Origin of the sequence: Terriglobus sp. (assembly GCF_965201105.1) — a bacterium.
In the GTDB taxonomy this organism is placed as follows: Bacteria; Acidobacteriota; Terriglobia; order Terriglobales; family Acidobacteriaceae; genus Terriglobus.
This window is the reverse complement of sequence record NZ_OZ241741.1, coordinates 3,182,099-3,201,217: the sequence shown is the minus strand read 5'-3', so window position 1 is coordinate 3,201,217 and position 19,119 is coordinate 3,182,099. Positions and strand designations below refer to the sequence as shown.

Genomic DNA, 19,119 nt, shown 5'->3' with positions numbered 1-19,119 from the left:
TTCGTGCGTGTGAACCCACCTTAGCTTCGCGAAGGTGGGGCACGGTGTTATGACTGCGGTGTGCGTTTCTGCAGGGAGCGCATGACGTCCATGATGCGTTCGTAGATGACGATGAGATCGGCTTCCGAGAGCGGACCGCTGTTGACCTGTTTCACGTGCGTATACACGGCCTGCTCGCGGTCGGGCTCATAGATGTTGCCGCCGGTGCGCTGCTTGATGGCGCCGATCTCCGTGGCGGCCTTGGCGCGCTCGCTGAGCAGGGTCACAATCTGCTCGTCCAGTCCGTCGATTTTTTGCCGCCAGTCTGCGATTTCCATCGTTGCCGTACCTCGTTGCGTTTCGGTCAGGTTGCGGTTTCAGTGTAGCGAGTGAGCGATGTGTTTACGTAGCGGGCTGGCGAAGGTCGCGGACGAACTCGCCGACGCGCTCCGCTTCGATGCCGGGTTCGCTTTGCTCGATGAGTAGGACGATGGCGGAGCCGATGATCGCGGCGTCGGCGAACTGGCCGACGGCGGCGACGTGTTCGGCGTTGGAGATGCCGAAGCCGACGGCGATGGGTTTGCTGGTGAACTGGCGGAGGCGGCGGACGAGGGATTCAGCGTCGGACTCGAGCGAGGTCTGCTTGCCGGTGATGCCGACACGGGAGATGGCGTAGATGAAGCCCTGGCTGTGCTCGGCGATGGCGCGGAGGCGCTCGTCGGGGCTGGTGGGCGCGGCGAGGAAGATGGGTGCGAGGTTGTTTTCGCGCATGTGGGTGAGGTAGTCGGCGGCTTCTTCCACGATCATGTCGGTGAGCAGAACGCCGTCCGCGCCATTGGATTTGGCGGCTTTGCAGAAGGCGTCAAGGCCCATGCGGACGACGGGGTTGAGATAGCTGAAGAGGACGATGCCGGTGAGGGGGCGCGCTTCGCGAATGCGCTTGGAGAGTGCGAGGACGTCGTGCAGTGTGACGCCGCGGCCGACGGCGCGTTCGCTGGCGCGCTGGATGACGGGGCCGTCGGCGAGCGGGTCGCTGAAGGGGACGCCGAGTTCGAGAACGTCCGCGCCGTTGTCGATAGCGGCGAGGGCGATCGAGTAGGTGGCTTCGAGGGATGGGTCGCCTGCGGTGAGATAGACGACGAGGCCGGGTTTGGTTCCAAATGACAGGGCCATTTACGAGCGCATACCTTCCAGGAAGGTTCTTTTACGAACGACGAGCAGTAGCTCTCCCGGTTGTGGCGCTCGCGCAAACTTACTGCAGCTGTTTGTAGCAACGATGCCGCGCGCAATGATCTCGTGCAATGTAAAGACCGGGATTCGCTGAGCTGGGCTTGCCTTCAACCAGTCGGGGTCTTTCACCAGCTTATTGGAGTATTGGCAGCTAACGTAATAGTTCGTGACCACCGAAATAGTTTCCGTGCCTGATGCAATGGGCAGGGGCTTGGTCGAGACCATTCCATTGCACGTCCTCCCGAGAACCGGAACAATACTCACTTGATTGGTCTCGAAAATCAGTGTGGCAACGCCGTCCTTGTCGGTTGGGACAAGAAGGTCCGCCCCGTGCCATTGTCCTAACGAGACGTTCAAGCACTCATCAGTGACCGGTTTACCGCGGCTTGCGTCAACAACGACGATTTTGATGCGCTGGGCGTGAATCGTGAAAGCACCACCAGCAAGGGCCGTGATAAGTAGAAACGACTTGGCTGTATTTTCTCCGGTCATCTCGTGCCTTGGTTTTCGGCGGGGGCGTTGCCGAGGTGGAGTTCGCGGCTGAGGATGCCCATGTCTTTGTCGCCGCGGCCGGAGAGATTGACCATGATGTGTTGGTCGCGGCTCATGGTGGGGGCGAGTTTCATGGCGTGGGCTACAGCGTGGGCAGACTCTAGCGCAGGTAGGATGCCTTCGGTGCGGGCGAGGGCTTTGGTGGCGTCGAGCGCTTCGTCATCGGTGGCAGAGGTGTACTCGGCGCGGCCGGTGTCGTGCAGGTTGGCGTGTTCGGGGCCGACGGATGCGTAATCGAGGCCTGCGCTGACGGAGTGGGTCAGGGCGATCTGGCCGGATTCGTTCTGCAGGACGTAGCTGTAGGTGCCCTGGAGGACCCCGGGCAAGCCTCCGCTGAAACGGGCGGCGTGATCGCCGAGGGCGGGGCCGCGGCCGCCGGCTTCGACTCCGATCAAACGGACGTTTGAGTCAGGGATGAATTCGTAGAAGGCACCGATGGCGTTGGAACCGCCGCCGACGCAGGCGACGATGGCATCGGGGTTGCGGCCGACCTGCTCGGCAAATTGCCGCTTGGCTTCACGCGAGATGACGCGATGGAAATCGCGCACCATGGTCGGGTAGGGGTGCGAGCCGAGGGCCGAGCCAAGGATGTAGAAGGTAGTGCGGACGTTGGTGACCCAGTCGCGCATGGCCTCGTTGATGGCGTCCTTGAGCGTGGCGGAGCCGGCGCGGACGCCGCGGACGTCTGCTCCCAATAGCCGCATGCGGTAGACGTTCAGCTCCTGCCGTCGCATGTCTTCCTCGCCCATGTAGATGACGCATTCCAGGCCGAAGAGCGCGCACACGGTTGCGGTGGCGACGCCGTGCTGGCCCGCGCCGGTTTCGGCGATGATGCGCTGTTTGCCCATGCGGCGCGCGAGCAGAGCCTGGCCGAGCGCGTTGTTGATTTTGTGTGCGCCGGTGTGGAGGAGGTCTTCGCGCTTGAGCCAGATTTTCGCGCCGCCGAGCTGCTCGCTCATGCGCTTTGCATAGTAGAGCGGCGTGGGGCGGCCGACGTAGTGATGCAGCAGGTCGTTGAGCTCGGCGTGGAAGGCGGGGTCGGCCTGGGCTTCGACGTATGCGTGCTCGAGTTCCAGCAGCGCGGCCATGAGCGTTTCCGGGACGTAGCGGCCGCCGTAGGCACCGAAGCGGCCGGTGCCTAACGACCGCGTGACTTCCGATGCGGGTTCGAGGAGGTCGAGTGTCGGCATGGGGAAGAGAACTCCTGAAAACAAAAAGCGCGACCTTTGCGGGGTCGCGGTGCGGGTGAAACCTGATCTCGGGTGGGCTGCTGGATGCAGCCGGATGAGAGCGTGTTCGCCGGCGCCGCTACTGAAACCAGTAGCGATAAGGAAAGCGCGAGAACTGCGAAGCACGTGTCATGTGAGGACAGGCTACCGCACTTTGTGTGCGAAGGAAAGCAAACCTGCGCCAGGAAGCGACATCTCTTGTTCACGCTCACGGCACAGACCGGTCAACGGCACGTATAGGGCGAGAGGTTTCGGATGATTTTGAACCGCTTTTCTGCTTCGGTCGTGCTCGCCGCTGTCCTGGTTTCTCCGCTTGGAGCCTTTGGGCAGGCCATGTCGCACGCGCGAGCCAAGCGCCTGCAAGAGGCCCAGGATCGCCACCGTCATCACAAGGCCAAGATCGTCGGCATTTCCGCAGGAAGCGGCGCGGTGATCGGCGGTGTTGCGGGCGGGCCTGTCGGCGCGGTAGTTGGCGCGGGCGTGGGTGCGGGTGGCGGCTTTATCGCGAACAAGATTCGCAAGCACCACGGCATCAAGCACAAGATGCGTCACGGTTACTAACGAACGGCCCGGCTAACTTCTCAGCACTTGCCGGGTTCTACTTATTACGCGCCAGCAACGGCGCCGGGTAAGACGGGAGAACAGCACCATGCAGATCAAGAAGGTTGTTTCAGCGGCAGTATTTGCGGCAGTAATGGCGGTGCCGTTAGCGATGGTGGCGCAGACGCAAGATGACCACGACGTGGCCAAGGCGCAGGTGGAGCACAAGGACAAGCACCACCACAACAAAGCCAAGCTGGTGGGCGGTGGTGCGGCAGGCGGCGCAGCTGTGGGTGCGATGGCTGGTGGGCCGGTCGGCGCAGTGGTTGGCGCGGGCATCGGCGCGGTTAGCGGCGTAGTCGGCAACAAGATCCGCAAGCACCACTCGATCAAGAAGCAGGAAAAGGAAAACGCGGGCGTTCCGCAGTAAGAGGCTGAACGCTCCGGTCGGTGTGAAGGCCGGACTTGTGCCTGGCCTTCGGCTTGGCTACCGTGCGAGCCAGCCGCCGTCGACGTTGAGAATGGCGCCGGTGATGTAGTTGCTGGCGGAGGAGGCGAGAAAGACGGCGGCAGCGGCCAGGTCTTCCGGCTCGCCCCAGCGGCCCGTGGGAATGCGCTCGAGGATCTGGCGGTTGCGGGTTTCATCGGCCTGCAGCGCGCTGGTGTTGTCGGTGCGCATGTACCCGGGTGCGATGGCGTTGACCTGCACGTTGCGCGCGGCCCATTCGTTCGCGAGTGCCTTGGTCAGCTGCGCGACGCCACCCTTGCTGGCCGCGTAGGCGGGCACGCGAATGCCGCCCTGGAAGCTGAGAAGGGAGGCGATGTTGATGATCTTGCCCTCGCCGCGTTCGAGCATGCCTTTGGCCGCGAGTTGCGAGAGTTGGAAGACGCTGGTCAGGTTGACCTGCAGCACGGTCATCCAGTCGTCGAGGGGGAACTCGACGGCTTCATGACGGATGATGGTGCCGGCGTTGTTTACGAGGATGTCGATCTGGCCGAGAGCCTCGGTGACGTGATTAATCAGCGCCTCGGGCGAGGCGGTGTGCGCCAGGTCGGCGGACAGAGCAACGGCATGACCGCCCGCCGCGGTGATGGTGTCGGCGGTGTCCTGGGCGGCGCGGCGGTTGCCGTGGCAGGCGACGGCGGCGCCAGCCTGTGCCAAAGCGATGGCGATGGCCGCGCCGAGGCCCGTAGCGGAACCGGTGACCAGCGCCGTTTTGCCGTGGAGCTGGAATTTCTGCAGGATGCCTTGCGCTGTTGCGGAGGGCGTCGCGTCGCTCATGCTGGCAAGGGTATTCGCCGCGCAGGCGCATCGCAACTGCGAGCAGTCTGCATCGCCGCTCCAAGCGGTCATGTTCGCGCCGACAGCGCCTGTTCGACCTTGCGTAGCGGCGGTGGGTTGACGCACCTGCGTTGCCGTTCGTATCGTTGGCGAAACTTCCGTGTCGGAGATTGTTGAACATGCTGAGTAATCGTCTGTTTTCCCGTTCCGCCACGCTGCTGTGTTGCGCAGGCATGCTTTTGACTACGTACGCCTCGGCGCAGGAAAAGCCCATGTCGGGCGCAGAGATTAAAGCGGCAGCCGGCGATGAGGCTCCGAGCGAGACGGAGATGGCGAAGCTGTCGCCCGCGCTGGAACCCGCTGCGATTCGCGCGGCGATGAAAAAGGTGGCGGACTGGCAGGTGCAGCACTCCCAGGCCAAGTTCAACCAGGACTGGACGTATGCGCCGTTGTATCTGGGGCTGCTGGCGGCGTCGCAGACGGTGGGTGATACGAAGTACCACGATGCGGTGCTGCGGGCGTCGGAGAAGTTTCAGTGGAAGCTGTGGGCTTATCGTGAGTTTCACGCGGACGATGAGGCTATTGGGCAGACATACGAACTGCTGTACCTGGAGAAGCGGGAGCCGGTTCGGATTGCCGACACGCAGGCTACGTTTGATCGGCTGCTGCAGCGGCCTGACGATCCACAGAAAGACCTGTGGTGGTGGTGTGATGCGCTGTTCATGGCGCCGGCGGGCATGGCGCGGTTGAGCGCGATCACGGGCAATCACGCCTACCTGGACAAGATGGATCACGAGTGGGACCGGACCGCCGCGCACCTGTACGACAAGGGCGAGCACCTGTACTTCCGCGACAACAGCTATATCGGCAAGACGGAGAAGAACGGGCAGAAGATCTTCTGGGCGCGCGGCAATGGATGGGTGCTGGGCGGGCTGGCGAACACGTTGCGCGCGCTGCGGCCTGCCAACGAAGAAAAGCCTGGTCCGCTGTGGATGAAATACAGGATGTTGTTTCGCGAGATGAGTGAGCGCGTGGCGGGGCTGCAACAGCCAGACGGCCTGTGGCACAGTGGGTTGCTGGATCAGCAGGCGTATGCGCTGCCGGAGATCAGCGGGTCGGCGTTCTTTACGTATGCGTTGGCCTGGGGCATCAACGAAGGAGTGCTGGACCGTGCCAAGTATGGGCCTGTGGTGCAGAAGGCCTGGGCAGGTATGTTGCAGCACGTGTATGCGGATGGACGGCTGGGGTGCATTCAGCCGATTGGCGCGGCGCCGGGTGCGTTTGGGCCGACTTCGAGCTATGTGTATGGCGTGGGCGCGTTTCTGCTGGCGGGGTCGGAGCTGGACCGCATGGCTGCGCACGATGGCGGTGCTGCTGCGAAGCGTGGAAAGTAACGTCGGATGACGACGCGGCGCGGTTTTCTGGTGCGCGGCGCGGGCGCGGCGGTTGCGGCGTCGTTGCCGGTGGCCGGTGTTCCTGCGCAAACGGTCGGCCACGCTGTGCCTGCGGCGGCGGGCGATCGTGAGCGCTGGCTGGGCTGGGTTGAGCGTGTGAGTGAGCCGTTGCTGGTTGCCTTGAGCCGGCGCGAGCTGCGCAAGGTGATGCCGGTGGAGGCTAAGACCGGTCTGCGTGAGCAGCGCGCGGTCGGCACGCACCTGGAGGCGCTGGGGCGTTTGCTGATGGGGCTTGCACCGTGGCTGGAACTGGAGCCTGTGGCCGACGAGTCAGTGCGGGAGACGGAGCTCCGCGAGCGTTATCGCGGCTACGCGCGTCTGGCGATTGCTTCGGCGGTGGATCCGGAGTCACCGGATTACATGCGCTGGGGCGATTCGGCGCAGACGGTGGTGGATGCGAGCTTTTTGGCGCTTGCGCTCTTGCGCGCACCGAAGCAGCTGCTGGGCACGATGGATGAGCGCACGCGCGCAGGGATGGTTACGGCCCTGGTCAAGGAACGCCGCATCCTGACCGGGCTGAACAATTGGGTGCTGTTTGCGGCGATGGACGAGGCCTTGCTGTTCCGGCTTGGCGCGGAGTGGGACCGCATGCGCGTGGCGTATGCGTTGAATGAGCTTGAAAGCTGGTACCTGGGAGATGGGGTTTACGGTGACGGTCCGCATTTTCACGCGGACAACTATGACAGCTACGTGATGCAGCCGTACCTGTTGATGCTGATGCAGGTGTTGGCGGACGAGGAGAAGCCGTGGGCGGCGATGCGGGAGGGTATCGTCGCGCGTGCGACGCGGTATGCGGCGATTCAAGAACGGATCATCGGGCCGGATGGTACGTTTCCCGTGCTGGGGCGGTCGATTACTTATCGTGCGGGTGCGTTTCACCTGTTGGCGGATGCGGCGTTGCGGGGTGTGTTGCCGGAAGGCGTGTCGGGGGCGCAGGTGCGTTGCGCGCTGACGGCGGTGCAGGCGCGGACCCTGGATGCGCCGGGAACGTTTGACGCGCAGGGGTGGTTGCAGATCGGGCTTGCAGGGCATCAGCCGGGTCTCGGTGAAGCCTATATTTCGACCGGAAGTTTGTATTTGTGTTCGGCGGCCTGGCTACCGCTGGGACTGGCGCATGCGCATCCGTTCTGGTCAGCGCCGGCGGAGCCGTGGACGCAGAAGAAGGTGTGGGCAGGCGCGGATGCGGCGGCGGATCACGCGTTCGCAGAGACACGACCTTAGTCGCCGAGGGTCTACCTCGGCGGCTAAAGCCGCGGCCTTGCGTTGGTAGGTTCTACCTCGGCGGCTGAAGCCGGGGCGCTTTACTGCGGGGTGTAGCCCTGTGTTGGCGGTGGAGCGACGGCGGTAGCGCGGTGCGTGCCGCCCTTCAGGCCAGCGAGGATCTGCTGCAGGAAGTCGTTGGCCGCGCCGGGGTTGTTGGGCAGGAAGAGCGTGTTGGTGCCGCTGCGGATGCCGATGTCCTTGAGCGTGTCGAAATATTGCGTGAGCAGAACGAGGGCCATCACGTCCTCCGCGGTGGCGCCGGGCACGGCCTCGCGAAAGTGTTCGATGGAGCTGCGCAGGCCGTCGATGATGGCCTGACGTTCGGCGGCGATGCCTTTGCCCTGCAAGGCTTTCGATTCGGCTTCGGCCTCGGCCTGCTTGACCTTCAGGATTTTGTCGGCCTCGCCGCGTGCCTGTGCTGCGACCTGCGAGCGCTGCGCCGCGTTGATGTCGTTCATCGCGGTCTTGACCTTCACGTCGGGCACGATGTCCGTGACGAGCGCGGTCAGAATGTTGAAGCCGAAGTCGTGCATGGTCTGGTCGAGTTCGGTCTTGACGGCGATACTGATGCCGCTCATCTGCTCAAAGGTTTCGTCGAGCGTGAGCTTGGGCACGTGGCCGAGCAGCGAGTTGAAGACGAAGCTTTCGATCTGCTTTTGCGGCCGCGAGAGACGGTAAAAGGCGTCGAAGATTTTGTCGTCGAGCACCTGGTATTGCACGCTGACCGGGATCTGCACAAAGACGTTGTCGCGGGTCTTGGTTTCGACGCTGAACTGCGCCTGCTGCACCTGGAGGTCGACGAAGAAGACGCGCTCGCCGTAGGGAATCAGAAAGTGCAGGCCGGGGCGCACGATGCGGTTGAATTTGCCAAAGCGCTCGACGACGCCGGCCTGCGAGGTGCGCACGGTGTAGAGCGTTTTCAGCAGCGTGACAATGATGATGATGGCGAGGATGACAAGAAAGGCAGTGAACACGGGAGCCAGTTCCATGGTGAGGGCCTCCTGGGACCCTCCACTTCAACGATAGTCCTTTCTGTTCGCGTCGCCGCAAAATTCCAGAGCGGGTTGATCGGCTGCAAGTGGCGGCATGCAGCGTCTGTCATGCCGCTCTGTGGGCCTGCTGCTGTGCGCGGCGAACCATCCAACGAGCAGGGTGCGGGCGATGCGGCTGGTTGGCGTGGTGCGTTATCTGTTTGACCGCGAGCAGGGTGTGGGCGACCGGCTGGTTGCGCGCTGGCTGTTTTTGCGCGCGCTCGGCGGTATTTATTTTGCGGCTTTCCTGGCGTTGGTGTTTCAGGCGTGCGGGTTAATTGGGACGGCGGGCATTCTGCCGGCGCGAACGTATCTTGCGGCGTTGCACGGAGCGGGCGCGCTTCGGTTCTGGTATGCGCCCTCGCTGCTCTGGATCAGCAGTGGCAATGGGATGCTGTTGACGCTGATGTGGGTGGGGCTGGCGGCTTCGGTGCTGCTGCTGTGCAATGTGGCGCCGCGATGGATGCTGCTGGTCTGCTTCGTGTGCTTCCTGTCGTTTGTGGGTGTGTCGCAGGACTTCGGCGCGTACCAGTCAGATGGCATGCTGCTGGAGGCTGGTCTGCTCAGCCTGTTTGTCGCGCCGAGCGGGCTGCTGCCAGGCTGGGGCACGCGGTCGCTTGCCTCGCGCGCTGCGGTGTTTCTGCTGTTGTGGGAGTGGTTCCGGATTTACTTCCAATCGGGCGTGGTGAAGATACAGAGCGGCGATCCCACGTGGCGCAACCTGACCGCGATGTATGAGTACTACCAGAACGGGCCGCTGCCCACGTGGGTTGGGTGGTACCTGCAACACTTGCCGAACTGGTTCCACGTCGGCACGGCGGGGCTGACGCTGTTCATGGAGTTTGTGCTGGTGTGGATGGCGTTCCTGCCTCGGCCGTTTCGCATCGCGTGTTTCGTGATCGTGACGGTGTGGCAGGCGGGCGTGATCGCGACGGCGAATTACGCATTCCTGAACTACCTGGTGTTGGTGCTTGCGGTCTTTTTGCTGGATGATGCAGTGCTCTTGCGTTTCGTGCCGCGGCGCTTTCGTGCAGGGCTGCCGCCGGTGCAGAGCAACGCAGGGCTGCGTGCGGAGAGCGAAACGCAGCGGGAGAATGAGACGCGGTCGTTTGGATGGCGGCACGGTGTGGTGGTTGCGGTGACAGCCGTTGTGCTGACGTGGCAGGGCTATGCGACGACGGCGCAGTTGATCCGCATGCTGTTGCCCGTGCCGCTGCCGCGTGCGCCGATCGCGGTGCTGGAGCCGTTTCGCGTGGCCGACAGCTATGGCCTGTTCGCGAACATGACGCCGCACCGGTATGAGATCGAGTTTCAAGGATCGGACGATGGCAAGACGTGGAAGCCGTATGAATTTCGCTTTAAGCCGCAGGAGGTGAAGGACCGGCCGCACATTTACGCGCCCTACCAGCCTCGGTTTGATTGGAATCTGTGGTTCGCGTCGCTATCGAACTGGCAGCAGGAGCCGATCGTGCCGATCACGGAAGAGCGGCTGCTGGACGGCGACCGGGATGTTCTATCGCTGTTTCGCAGCAGCCCGTTTCCGCAGCGGCCGCCACGGTTTGTACGCGCCATGATCTGGCAGTACTGGTTCAGCACGCCGGTCCAGAAGCGCCTGACGGATGCGTGGTGGACGCGCACGCTGCGGAGCGAGTATGCGCCGACGATCACCAAAATGCCGGATGGGCGTTATGCCGCGGTGGATGAGCCGACGTGGATGGGGCCCACCGAGTACCGTTGACGGGGCGGACCTGGCTGCTTACAGCAGAACCATACGGATTTGAAGTCTCCTGATAAATTTTGCTGGCGTCTCAAACGAAAAGCTTGCTAGGATGGCGGCCGCTCGCAACCACATCGTTTTGCTGATAGCCAAAGTTCTGGTTGCCGGGTAGGTGCGAGTCTTTCGTTTCTTACTGGAGGCAATCTGCCATGGTGAACATTGAAAACAAGCGGTCCCGCAAGCGGTTGCTGCTTGGAACACCGGCATTGGGGACGCTTCTCGCGCTGCCCGTGACCGGAGCCTTGCTGGCTTCCTGCAGCGCGCACGCACAAACTGTGACCGCAACCATGGTCGGGACGATCCAGGACAACACTGGCGCCGCTATTCCCGGAGCCAAGGTCGTTGTCATCGAAAAGGCCACCAACCTTTCGCGTGACACGGTCGCAAACGGTAGTGGCAATTACAGCTTTCCGGATCTGCAGCCCGGCACGTACAGGGTGGTGGTCGAGCAGACCGGTTTCAAGCGTGAAGAGCGGACCACAGTGGATGTTGTGGTCAATACCACCACCCGCATCGACTTCGATTTGCAGACCGGCAGCGTGACCGACACGGTCACCGTGACAGACGCGCCCACTCTGCTGCAGACCGACCGCGCCGACGTAACGACGAAGATCGAAGCGGATCGCGTAGAAAACCTGCCGCTGAGCGTAAACCGCAACTTTCAAAGCCTGTTGAATCTGGTCCCGGGAACAACCCCGGCAACCTTCCAGCATTCGCAGTTTTTCAACGCAGGCAGCACGTTGCAGACCCAGGCAAACGGACTGCCTCGCCAGAGCAACAGCTACCAGATCGAGGGTATCGACGATAACGAGCGCACCGGCCTTCTGCAGATTCTGATTCCACCGGCGGACTCGATTGCGACGGTCGACGTTTCGACCAACAACTTCGAAACCGAGCAGGGCCGTGCGCTGGGAGCCGTCACCAATGTGACGCTGAAGTCCGGCGGCAACGCATTCCACGGCAGCGCGTCGGAGTACCTGCAAAACAATTACTTCAACGCGCGCTCGTACTACTCCGCAAAGGCCGGCACCGTGGTTTACAACTACTTCGGTGGCAACCTGAGCGGTCCGATCATCAAGGACAAGCTGTTTTTCTACGGCGACTACTTTCGCAATGCAGACCACGAGACCGTGAATAACACGCTGACCATTCCATTTCCGAAGTACTACACGCCGAACGCACAGGGGAACATTGACCTGAGTGATCTGCTGAAGGCGGATGGCTCGGGCCAGGTGTATGACCCGACCACGGGGAACACGGCCACTGGGGTCGGCCGGGTCAAGTTCAATGGAAATTTGATTCCGGTGAGCAGGGTGAACCCAACCGTGCTGGCACTGCTGCGGAAGCTGCCCGCGCCCAACCAGAACCTGGGCAGCCTCGCCGCGCCCTCAAATAATTATTTCGTTTCCTCGCCGTTCCGTAAGGATGCGAACACCTACGATGCGAAGATCGACTACCAGGTCTCGTCGAAAGACCACATCAGCGGTCGATATAGTCAGCAGATCTATAACTTGTACCAGCAGCCGTCGTTCAACAATTTTCTCGGCGGTCCCGGCAATAGTGGCGGCTTCGCCGGCAGCGGCCGGCAGAACGCTTTCAGCACAGGCGTGAATTATGTGCACACCTTCTCGCCGACGCTTATTGCGGAGGTTCGTGCTGGCGTAGCGCATTACCGCAACGTTGCCAACCCGGCAGACTACCTTAGCAACGATGCGACCGCGGCCGGCGTACCCGGCGTGAACGTGGACGCATTCACCAGCGGCCAGGTCGGCATCAACATTGCCGACACCTTCAGTTCCGGCCCGTTCATCGGCTACGCTGCGTCCATGCCGTGGATTCGTGGCGAGGCCAACATCGACTTCGTGAATGTGTGGACCAAGATTGCTGGAAATCACACGATCAAAGGAGGATTTGACCTTCGGCGCGTGCGTGACGATTTGTTGCAGGGGCAGACTTACAGCCCGCGCGGCGTTGTGGCCTATGGTCAGAACCAGACGTCCACGCCCGGCGCCAAGGTTGGTACTGCCAACGACATCGCATCGTTGTTGCTCAACGTGCCGTATTCGGTGGGCCGCGATCTCGCCACGTTTTTCCCGGCGTTTCGTCAATGGTGGTACTTCTCGTTCATCAGTGACAAGTGGCAGGCCAGCCCGAAGCTGACGATCGATTACGGCTTGCGGTGGGAGATTTATCAGGCACCTACACCGCGCAAGGCGGGCGGGTTTTCGAATTACGATCCCAGCACCAACCAGCTTCGGATCGCCGGCATCGGCCAGAATCCGCTTAATCTCGGCTTCAACACGCGATATTCCTACTTTTCGCCGCGCACCGGCTTTGCTTACCGCGCGACCGAGGGAACGGTGTTGCGCGGCGGCATCGGCCTGAGTTATATGCAGTTCGCCGACAACACATGGATGTATAACTACCCCGTTCGCGCGAACAACGCGTACGGCACGTGCGCGTCGAACTATCAGGCGGCGGTCTACACCTGCTCCAATGGTGTGTCCGGTCCGGCTGTCACCATCGACACCGGCTTTCCGTCACCGGTTCCGGTTGCCATTCCTGACTCCGGCATCTTTCAGATCACGCCATCCAACGCGCTGCTGAACAACCAGACGTACACCTACGTCCCCACCAATTACAAGAACCCGTATGTCTACAGCTATAACCTGACCGTCCAGCAAGCAATGCCGAAGGGCTTTTCGCTGCAGGTTGCGTATGTTGGTAATCACGGTGTTCGCATCGCGACATCCAACAATATCAACCTGCCGGACCGCCTGAACTGCGGACCCAACTGTGCCCCGCTCAACATCAAGTTCGGCCACACTGCAGCGGTCAACCAGTACTTCCTGGGCAACAGCACGAACTACAATTCGCTACAGTTGCAGGTGACACGGCGCTTCACCAATGGTCTGTCGTGGTCGTCTGCTTATACGTGGGCCAAAGGCCTTGGTTACCAGAGCGGCGATGACGGTGGTCTCACCTTCTTCCAGCAACCGCGTCGCAATTATGCTCCCAACGATTTCGACCGCCGTCATAACTATGCGCAGTCGATTGTGTACGAGTTGCCGTTTGGCGTTGGAAAGCCGTTCCTTCACACGGGTTTCCTGGCACATACCGTCGGTGGTTGGAAGGTCTCCGCGATCGTGCAGATTGTCACGGGAAACCCATTTACGGTGACAGCGAACGGAGCCTCCATCAACACCAGTGGTGAGACACAGACCGCAAACCTGGTGAAGCCGTTTGTGAAGCAGAAAGGCATCGGCGGCAACGGGAGCACGCGGACCTGGTTCGACACGACTTCGTTTGCGCAACCCAACGGTTGCACCGGCTATGCAGCAGCAACGCCGACGACCGTCACCTGCCCAATCACCCCTGGCGTTACCGTCGGTAATACGGGCCGCAACAGCTTCTACGGCCCCGGTTATATTCAGGACAACGCTTCCATTTTCAAGACCTTTGCGGTAACAGAGCGCATCGGCCTGGACGTCCGCATGGACGTGTTTCAGCTCAGCAATACACCGCAGTTCTCTAACCCGTCGACGTCCCTCACCAGCGGTACATTCGGCCAGGTTACAAGCACCATCGGCAGCGGTCAGGGTGTCGTGAACTCCACTGGTGGCGGTCGTGCCCTGCAGCTTGCAGGGATCATCCGCTTCTAACTTCGCCCAACGGCTCGTCCACCAGCTCGTTCAGCGCACACACAGCAACGCCCGCCTAACGGCGGGCATTTGCTGTGTGTTTGCGTACAATCGTGCTGCTATGGCCGTCTCCGCCCCGCACCTGTCGCCTGCCGGCATTCGCTTCCTGCAGCAACTTCAAAAGAACAACGATCGCGACTGGTTCAACGCGCGCAAGGACGTGTTTGTCGCGGAGTTGCAGGAGCCGTGGCTTGCCATGGTGGAGGCGGTGAACCATCGCTTTCTGGAGTTTGCGCCGGACTATGCAAGGCCGGCACGCAAGGCGGCACTGCGGATTTATCGCGACATTCGCTTCAGCAAGGACAAGCGGCCGTACAAGACGAACGTGGCTGCGTGGTGGTCGACGACCACGACGGAGCGTACGAGCGGCGGCGGTTTCTACGCGCATGTGTCGGACAAGGATGTGGTCGTGGCTGCGGGTGTGTACATGCCATTGCCGCCGCAGCTGTTGGCGATCCGGCGGCATTTGCAGCAGCACCATGCGGAACTGCGCGAAATGCTGAATGGCCGTGCGCTGCGCAAGCTCTTGCCAGACTTTGACAACAACCCGCTAACGCGCATGCCGAAGGGATTTTTGCCGGACGATCCTGCAGGCGAGCTTCTGAGGTGCCGGCAATGGGCGCTGAGCGCGAGCATACCGCTGGAGATGGCGACTTCGCCGAAGCTGCTGGATGAGATCACGAAGCGGTTTCGCGCGGCGGCTCCGTTCGTGGCGCTGCTGAACGCCCCGCTGCTGGCGGCTACGCGGTCTGCGCGCAAAAGTATGTTTTAGGGACGAAACTGGGCGTTTTATGCCCAAAAAGTGGGATATGGAAATTCGGAAGAGCACGTTCTCCACAGAAAAGCCGAGCGGAACCGAAGAAAACCTAAGAAAACCGAAGCTTAGGAGTTGACATCCGCCGCGGAAACGCCGAAGGTGATATGCGGAACGAGCGGAAAAGCCGCATAAACACTAGGGATATCGACACGATCGATGCTCCTCTGCCCGAGCCGGCACGAGTATTCAAGTGGCGATCCCAAGTCCCTGATGAGGGCAGCGCCGTTCGAGATACACGCGACCCCGCGACCGGGGCCAAAAGGAGCAACCTATGGCAAAGGGACTTACCAAGACCGCACTCATCCGCACGCTCGCCGAGCAGTCGGAACTGCCCACCAAGAAGGTCAGCCAGTTTTTTGAGCTGATGGCGTCCACCGCTGTGAAAGAAACCAAGAAGAACGGCGAGTTCACGATTCCGGGCATCGGCAAGCTGGTGAAGGCAGAGCGCAAGGCACGCGTGGGCCGCAATCCGCAGACCGGCGAAGCCATCAAGATCAAGGCGAAGACGGTGGTCAAGTTTCGCATCGCGAAGGCCGCGAAGGATGCGATCGCGCCCGTGAAGAAGTAAGCGTTTTATTTTGGAGTAATGCAAAGGCCGCGACGGTTGTCGCGGCCTTTGCTCGATTCTGCACGAGTGTGAGTTGGTTTAGTTCGTTCGAGTGGCCGGCGCACGCAGGCGCGGTGTGCCCAGCGATCTGCAGATCCGACGAACCAACGAATGCCTGTTCAGGATGATGCTAGGCGGGTTGGAAACGACGACGAAGCCAACCGAGTGCGCCCGTGCCCGTGGCCAAGAGCAACAGGGAGCCGGGCTCAGGTGTAACTGCGGAAGGGAGCGTGTCGTTGATCGTCACGGTGATTGTTCCATCACCGAAAATTCCCTGGCCACTGTTCAGTGAGGCAATGATCGAGCTGAGTTCCTGCGACATGCCTGTAACCGCGACGCATGCAACATCGCTGGAGGCGACGCAACTCGTTCCAATCGCGGCGTTGCCGGATGCGGCTGCAAAGAAGGTCAGCGTGTCGTAGTAGCTGCTGAAATTCGGATCGTCCGGCGACATCGGGCCGTTCGACAAGACATCCTGCGTTAGACCGTCAGCGTTGGTGAAGTTGATCGCAATGGAGTGCTGAGAATTGCCGCCGCCGCCTCCGAAAATTGCTGCGTCGAATTGGAGAGTCGCAGCGGAGCCTGTGGCATCGCCGGCGATCGTTCCGCTGAAGGAAGGATAGACGCTACTGACCGTGTTGATGGTCACAACTGTGTCGGCGTGCGCACAGATTGAGAAACTAACGAAAGCGCATGCGCAAAGCGCAGCCTTCACGAGCACAGACGCTGGCCTGCGCCGACTTGCCGGCAGAAAACGGAAGCAGTTCATAAGGAGGTAACTCGATCAGGAGTTTGGGACTGACTGCACCCTATCGTCTATCGACGACATTTGCAAGAGCCTTGAACCCCACTTTCGTGTGATCCGGCTGGCGGTGTGGTCAGCGTGACTCGGCGGTGATTGCGGCGATCATTGCGGCGAGCAGGGCGGTGCGCGGGAGCAGGTGGTCGGTGAGCAGGCTTTCATGGGCGGCATGAGCGCCTTCGCCGACCGGACCCATGCCGTCGAGGGTGGGTGTGCCGAGGGTGGCGGTAAAGTTGCCGTCGGAGCCGCCGCCGGTGGCTGCTTCGTTGAGCGTGAAGCCGAGTTCCTGGGCGAGGGTGCGGGCACGTTCATACAAGGCGATGGTGCCTTCGGTGCGTTCCATGGGTGGGCGGTTCAGGCCGCCGGTGATGTTGACCGTGCAGCCCGGGTCTGTCGTGGTGAGGGCGGTGAGAGCTTCGTGGACGCGGGCAGCGTCGGCTTGTGTGGGGACGCGGACATCGATCTCGGCCCAGGCGTTCGCGGGAACGACGTTGCTGCGGGTACCGCCGCCGATGACGCCGGGGTTGACGGTGATGCCGAAGTCTTTGCCGGCTTCTGAGAGCGCGGCGATTTGTGCCAAAAGGCGCGCGAGTTCGAGCACGGCGGAGCGGCCGTTGGTGAAGTCGACGCCAGCGTGAGCGGCGACGCCGGTGACCTCGATGCGGTAGTTGCCGATGCCCTTGCGGGCGGTTTTGTAGGCGCCGTTCGCGGGTGTGCCGGGCATTCCCTGTGCAGGTTCCAGGACGAAGACGGCCTCGGCGAGTGCGGCGAGCCGCTCGGTGTGCTCGCGGGAGACGTGGCTGCCGACCTCCTCGTCGGGGTTGAGCAGAAGGACGACGGGCCGGGGCAGGTCGCCGCACTGCCGCACGGCGGCGATGGCGGAAAGCGCCATGAGGACGCCGGCTTTCATGTCGAGCACGCCGGGCCCCCAAAGGCGAGGTTTGCCGTCGCGGTCCGGTTCCTCGCGCCAGGGCATCTGTGCCAGTGTTCCGATGGACCAGACTGTGTCGAGGTGGCCAAGCAGGAGCAGCGGCCTGGTTCCGGCGGGCTGTGGCGCGGCGGGTTCGAACCAGATTTCGGTGACGTCGCCGAAGCACTCCTGTGGATGGCGGAGCACGTGGGCGCCAGCGGCCTCGGCCCATTGGTGCACCTGGTCAGCGGCAAGGTTTACGGCAGCGCTGTCGTCGCTTGGCGATTCGATCGCAACCAGGGTGCGCAGGCGCTGCAGCATTTCTGGCTGACCGGACTGAACTGCCGCGTGCAACTGCTGTGTTTTGGGAGGCATGGCTTCCGTTATAGGGCCGAGGTGATGACGAACGCACTGTGTCGAAACAGACACAGTGGTACGGCTGTAACAAAGCGGTAACCTAAGCCACGTTCACGGTTCGTACACCTTGCAAGGCTGTGCGATTCCGCTGGTGGAGCTTTGTAGAACGTTTTGCACGGGCATGCCCATACCGAGTTCACGCTGAGCGAGCCGCTGGCCTTTGACGGCGTCGGTCTGCACTCTGGCGCACCGGTGCAGATGCGGCTGATTCCGGCCCCTGCCGGTTCGGGGATTGTGTTTCGCCGGACGGACCTGGACAACTTCGAGATTCCCGCGAACGGGCGGAACGTGGCGCGCGTGAGTTACGCGACCAGCCTGATGCGGCAGGGCGTGTTGATCTCGACGACGGAGCACCTGTTGAGCGCCCTGATCGGTCACGGCGTGGACAACGTGATCGTGGAGATCGACAACCTGGAAGTGCCGATCCTGGACGGATCGTCGTTGCCGTATGTGGAGGCGTTCCTGCGCACGGGGTTGAAGGCGCAACGCCGCCGCCGTGAATACATTCGCATCCTAAAGCCGGTGGAGGTGTCGGAGAACTCGCGCGAAGGCGTCAAGTTCATCGGCGTGTATCCCGGGGATGGATACCAAATCGATTACCGCATCGACTTTCCCGCGCCGATCGGCTCGGAACGGTTTCTGGGCGACCTGGAAACGGGCGCCTATGCCGACCTGATCGCGCCGGCGCGGACATTTGGCTTTCGCGAGGATGAGCCGATGCTGCGCGACATGGGCCTGATCCGTGGTGCGAGCGATGCCTGCGCCATCATCATCGGCGGCGGTGCGGTGCAGAACGGGCCGCTACGATTTGCGGATGAGTTTGTGCGGCATAAGGTTCTGGATTTGATTGGCGACTTGGCGCTGGCGGGGCGGCGCATCCAGGGGCGTGTGGTCGCGGAGCGCGCAGGCCACGCGATGCACACGGCGCTGGTGAGCCGCCTGATGAAGGATCGGAGCGCCTGGGAGCTGGCCTACAGTTACGAGGAAGCAGCGGTGCCAGTGCGTGAGGTAAGCGCGGCGATGCCCATGCCAAATCTAGCGGCAGCACACGCCTGATGCCGCTGGCGGCGATTGCGCTGGGCAGCAACCTGCCAGGGCGGGACGGGACGCGCGAAGCAAATCTGGACGGTGCCGTGAACGCGCTGCTGGCGCTGGGCGAGGTGGTTGCACAGTCGCGCTGGTATGACACCGCACCGGAGGGGTACACGGGGCAGCCGCGATTCCTGAACGGGGCGGTGGTGCTGGAAACGTCGCTTATGTCACAGGAGTTGTTGCGTGGCCTGCTGCGCATCGAGCTTGCATTTGGGCGGGACCGGTCGCACGGCATCGCAAAGGGGCCCCGTACGCTGGATCTGGACCTGCTGCTGTACGACGCGTTGCAGATGGATAAGCCCGAGTTGGTGGTACCGCATCCGGCGATGCACACGCGGCGGTTTGTGCTGGAGCCGCTGGCGGAGATCGCGCCGGACTGGGTGCATCCGGTTCTTGGAAAAAGCATGAAGGAACTGCTTGGCAGGGTAAGCTGATC

At 62.1% G+C, this 19,119-nt stretch carries 18 protein-coding genes; 10 read left to right on the top strand and 8 right to left on the bottom strand.

The window, feature by feature from the left end; translation table 11 throughout:
* Positions 1-47: 47 nt before the first annotated feature.
* From pheA to trpB, 4 genes are all read right to left on the bottom strand, one after another.
* Positions 48-317 carry a chorismate mutase gene (gene pheA, locus ACOFKT_RS14180; RefSeq protein WP_419804631.1) on the bottom strand — a complete coding sequence of 90 codons (270 nt, stop codon included), beginning with the start codon at positions 315-317 and terminating at the stop codon, positions 48-50.
* Positions 318-381: 64 nt separating this feature from the next.
* The gene (gene trpA, locus ACOFKT_RS14175; RefSeq protein WP_419804630.1) at positions 382-1,152 is read right to left on the bottom strand and encodes a tryptophan synthase subunit alpha; all 771 of its coding nucleotides are present in this window, start codon (positions 1,150-1,152) and stop codon (positions 382-384) included.
* The gene (locus ACOFKT_RS14170; RefSeq protein ID WP_419804629.1) at positions 1,153-1,701 is read right to left on the bottom strand and encodes a hypothetical protein; all 549 of its coding nucleotides are present in this window, start codon (positions 1,699-1,701) and stop codon (positions 1,153-1,155) included.
* On the bottom strand, positions 1,698-2,951 hold the full coding sequence (gene trpB / locus ACOFKT_RS14165; RefSeq protein ID WP_419804628.1) for a tryptophan synthase subunit beta: 1,254 nt from the start codon (positions 2,949-2,951) through the stop codon (positions 1,698-1,700). The genes ACOFKT_RS14170 and trpB overlap by 4 nt, the downstream gene beginning before the upstream one ends.
* Before the next feature lie 294 nt (positions 2,952-3,245).
* Here trpB and ACOFKT_RS14160 point away from each other — a divergent pair, with 294 nt between their 5' ends.
* Entirely contained in the window at positions 3,246-3,551 is a 306-nt protein-coding gene (locus ACOFKT_RS14160) for a hypothetical protein (RefSeq protein ID WP_419804627.1), read from the top strand.
* An 88-nt stretch (positions 3,552-3,639) separates the two neighbouring features.
* On the top strand, positions 3,640-3,960 hold the full coding sequence (locus ACOFKT_RS14155) for a hypothetical protein (protein WP_419804626.1): 321 nt from the start codon (positions 3,640-3,642) through the stop codon (positions 3,958-3,960).
* Between the two features lie 57 nt (positions 3,961-4,017).
* Here the strand turns inward: ACOFKT_RS14155 and kduD are convergent, their stop codons facing one another.
* Positions 4,018-4,812 (bottom strand): 2-dehydro-3-deoxy-D-gluconate 5-dehydrogenase KduD, encoded by a 795-nt coding sequence (kduD, locus tag ACOFKT_RS14150; RefSeq protein WP_419804625.1) that lies wholly within the window; start codon positions 4,810-4,812, stop codon positions 4,018-4,020.
* Between the two features lie 233 nt (positions 4,813-5,045).
* Here kduD and ACOFKT_RS14145 point away from each other — a divergent pair, with 233 nt between their 5' ends.
* Together ACOFKT_RS14145 and ACOFKT_RS14140 are read left to right on the top strand one after the other, a co-directional pair.
* On the top strand, positions 5,046-6,206 hold the full coding sequence (locus ACOFKT_RS14145) for a glycoside hydrolase family 88/105 protein (RefSeq protein WP_419804624.1): 1,161 nt from the start codon (positions 5,046-5,048) through the stop codon (positions 6,204-6,206).
* A gap of 6 nt (positions 6,207-6,212) precedes the next feature.
* The gene (locus ACOFKT_RS14140) at positions 6,213-7,487 is read left to right on the top strand and encodes a DUF2264 domain-containing protein (RefSeq protein WP_419804623.1); all 1,275 of its coding nucleotides are present in this window, start codon (positions 6,213-6,215) and stop codon (positions 7,485-7,487) included.
* A gap of 80 nt (positions 7,488-7,567) precedes the next feature.
* Here ACOFKT_RS14140 and ACOFKT_RS14135 read toward each other — a convergent pair whose 3' ends face one another.
* Positions 7,568-8,518 (bottom strand): SPFH domain-containing protein, encoded by a 951-nt coding sequence (locus ACOFKT_RS14135; RefSeq protein ID WP_419804622.1) that lies wholly within the window; start codon positions 8,516-8,518, stop codon positions 7,568-7,570.
* Positions 8,519-8,615: 97 nt separating this feature from the next.
* Between ACOFKT_RS14135 and ACOFKT_RS14130 the strand changes: the two genes are divergently transcribed.
* The 4 genes from ACOFKT_RS14130 to ACOFKT_RS14115 all read left to right on the top strand — a co-directional run bounded on the left by ACOFKT_RS14130 (position 8,616) and on the right by ACOFKT_RS14115 (position 15,423).
* Complete coding sequence (locus tag ACOFKT_RS14130) at positions 8,616-10,298, top strand: lipase maturation factor family protein (protein ID WP_419804621.1); 1,683 nt, start codon at positions 8,616-8,618, stop codon at positions 10,296-10,298.
* A 188-nt stretch (positions 10,299-10,486) separates the two neighbouring features.
* The gene (locus ACOFKT_RS14125) at positions 10,487-13,999 is read left to right on the top strand and encodes a carboxypeptidase regulatory-like domain-containing protein (protein ID WP_419804620.1); all 3,513 of its coding nucleotides are present in this window, start codon (positions 10,487-10,489) and stop codon (positions 13,997-13,999) included.
* A gap of 100 nt (positions 14,000-14,099) precedes the next feature.
* A complete protein-coding gene (locus ACOFKT_RS14120) occupies positions 14,100-14,810 on the top strand; it encodes a DUF2461 domain-containing protein (RefSeq protein WP_419804619.1) in 711 nt (236 codons plus the stop codon).
* Between the two features lie 316 nt (positions 14,811-15,126).
* The gene (locus tag ACOFKT_RS14115) at positions 15,127-15,423 is read left to right on the top strand and encodes an HU family DNA-binding protein (RefSeq protein WP_263414667.1); all 297 of its coding nucleotides are present in this window, start codon (positions 15,127-15,129) and stop codon (positions 15,421-15,423) included.
* A gap of 169 nt (positions 15,424-15,592) precedes the next feature.
* Here the strand turns inward: ACOFKT_RS14115 and ACOFKT_RS14110 are convergent, their stop codons facing one another.
* Together ACOFKT_RS14110 and ACOFKT_RS14105 are read right to left on the bottom strand one after the other, a co-directional pair.
* Positions 15,593-16,111, bottom strand: coding sequence for a PEP-CTERM sorting domain-containing protein (locus ACOFKT_RS14110; RefSeq protein WP_419804618.1), 519 nt, complete (start codon positions 16,109-16,111; stop codon positions 15,593-15,595).
* A 229-nt stretch (positions 16,112-16,340) separates the two neighbouring features.
* Positions 16,341-17,549, bottom strand: a complete 1,209-nt coding sequence (locus tag ACOFKT_RS14105; protein WP_419804617.1) for a M20 family metallopeptidase — start codon at positions 17,547-17,549, stop codon at positions 16,341-16,343.
* 153 nt (positions 17,550-17,702) lie between these two features.
* On the opposite strand from ACOFKT_RS14105, the gene lpxC reads away from it, so the two are divergent.
* Complete coding sequence (gene lpxC / locus ACOFKT_RS14100; protein WP_419804616.1) at positions 17,703-18,647, top strand: UDP-3-O-acyl-N-acetylglucosamine deacetylase; 945 nt, start codon at positions 17,703-17,705, stop codon at positions 18,645-18,647.
* A complete protein-coding gene (folK, locus tag ACOFKT_RS14095) occupies positions 18,647-19,117 on the top strand; it encodes a 2-amino-4-hydroxy-6-hydroxymethyldihydropteridine diphosphokinase (protein WP_419804615.1) in 471 nt (156 codons plus the stop codon). Before lpxC ends, folK begins: the two co-directional genes overlap by 1 nt.
* Positions 19,118-19,119 lie beyond the last annotated feature (2 nt).

Bases quoted from the DNA above. Each gene is read 5' to 3' on its own strand.
- ACOFKT_RS14105 (WP_419804617.1), bottom strand. From the start codon at position 17,549: ATGCCTCCCAAAACACAGCAGTTGCACGCGGCAGTTCAGTCCGGTCAG.
- ACOFKT_RS14170 (WP_419804629.1), bottom strand. From the start codon at position 1,701: ATGACCGGAGAAAATACAGCCAAGTCGTTTCTACTTATCACGGCCCTT.
- ACOFKT_RS14140 (WP_419804623.1), top strand. From the start codon at position 6,213: ATGACGACGCGGCGCGGTTTTCTGGTGCGCGGCGCGGGCGCGGCGGTT.
- ACOFKT_RS14155 (WP_419804626.1), top strand. From the start codon at position 3,640: ATGCAGATCAAGAAGGTTGTTTCAGCGGCAGTATTTGCGGCAGTAATG.
- ACOFKT_RS14145 (WP_419804624.1), top strand. From the start codon at position 5,046: ATGCTTTTGACTACGTACGCCTCGGCGCAGGAAAAGCCCATGTCGGGC.
- ACOFKT_RS14115 (WP_263414667.1), top strand. From the start codon at position 15,127: ATGGCAAAGGGACTTACCAAGACCGCACTCATCCGCACGCTCGCCGAG.
- ACOFKT_RS14135 (WP_419804622.1), bottom strand. From the start codon at position 8,518: ATGGAACTGGCTCCCGTGTTCACTGCCTTTCTTGTCATCCTCGCCATC.
- ACOFKT_RS14160 (WP_419804627.1), top strand. From the start codon at position 3,246: ATGATTTTGAACCGCTTTTCTGCTTCGGTCGTGCTCGCCGCTGTCCTG.
- ACOFKT_RS14125 (WP_419804620.1), top strand. From the start codon at position 10,487: ATGGTGAACATTGAAAACAAGCGGTCCCGCAAGCGGTTGCTGCTTGGA.
- pheA (WP_419804631.1), bottom strand. From the start codon at position 317: ATGGAAATCGCAGACTGGCGGCAAAAAATCGACGGACTGGACGAGCAG.
- ACOFKT_RS14120 (WP_419804619.1), top strand. From the start codon at position 14,100: ATGGCCGTCTCCGCCCCGCACCTGTCGCCTGCCGGCATTCGCTTCCTG.
- ACOFKT_RS14130 (WP_419804621.1), top strand. From the start codon at position 8,616: ATGCAGCGTCTGTCATGCCGCTCTGTGGGCCTGCTGCTGTGCGCGGCG.
- kduD (WP_419804625.1), bottom strand. From the start codon at position 4,812: ATGAGCGACGCGACGCCCTCCGCAACAGCGCAAGGCATCCTGCAGAAA.
- folK (WP_419804615.1), top strand. From the start codon at position 18,647: ATGCCGCTGGCGGCGATTGCGCTGGGCAGCAACCTGCCAGGGCGGGAC.
- trpA (WP_419804630.1), bottom strand. From the start codon at position 1,152: ATGGCCCTGTCATTTGGAACCAAACCCGGCCTCGTCGTCTATCTCACC.
- trpB (WP_419804628.1), bottom strand. From the start codon at position 2,951: ATGCCGACACTCGACCTCCTCGAACCCGCATCGGAAGTCACGCGGTCG.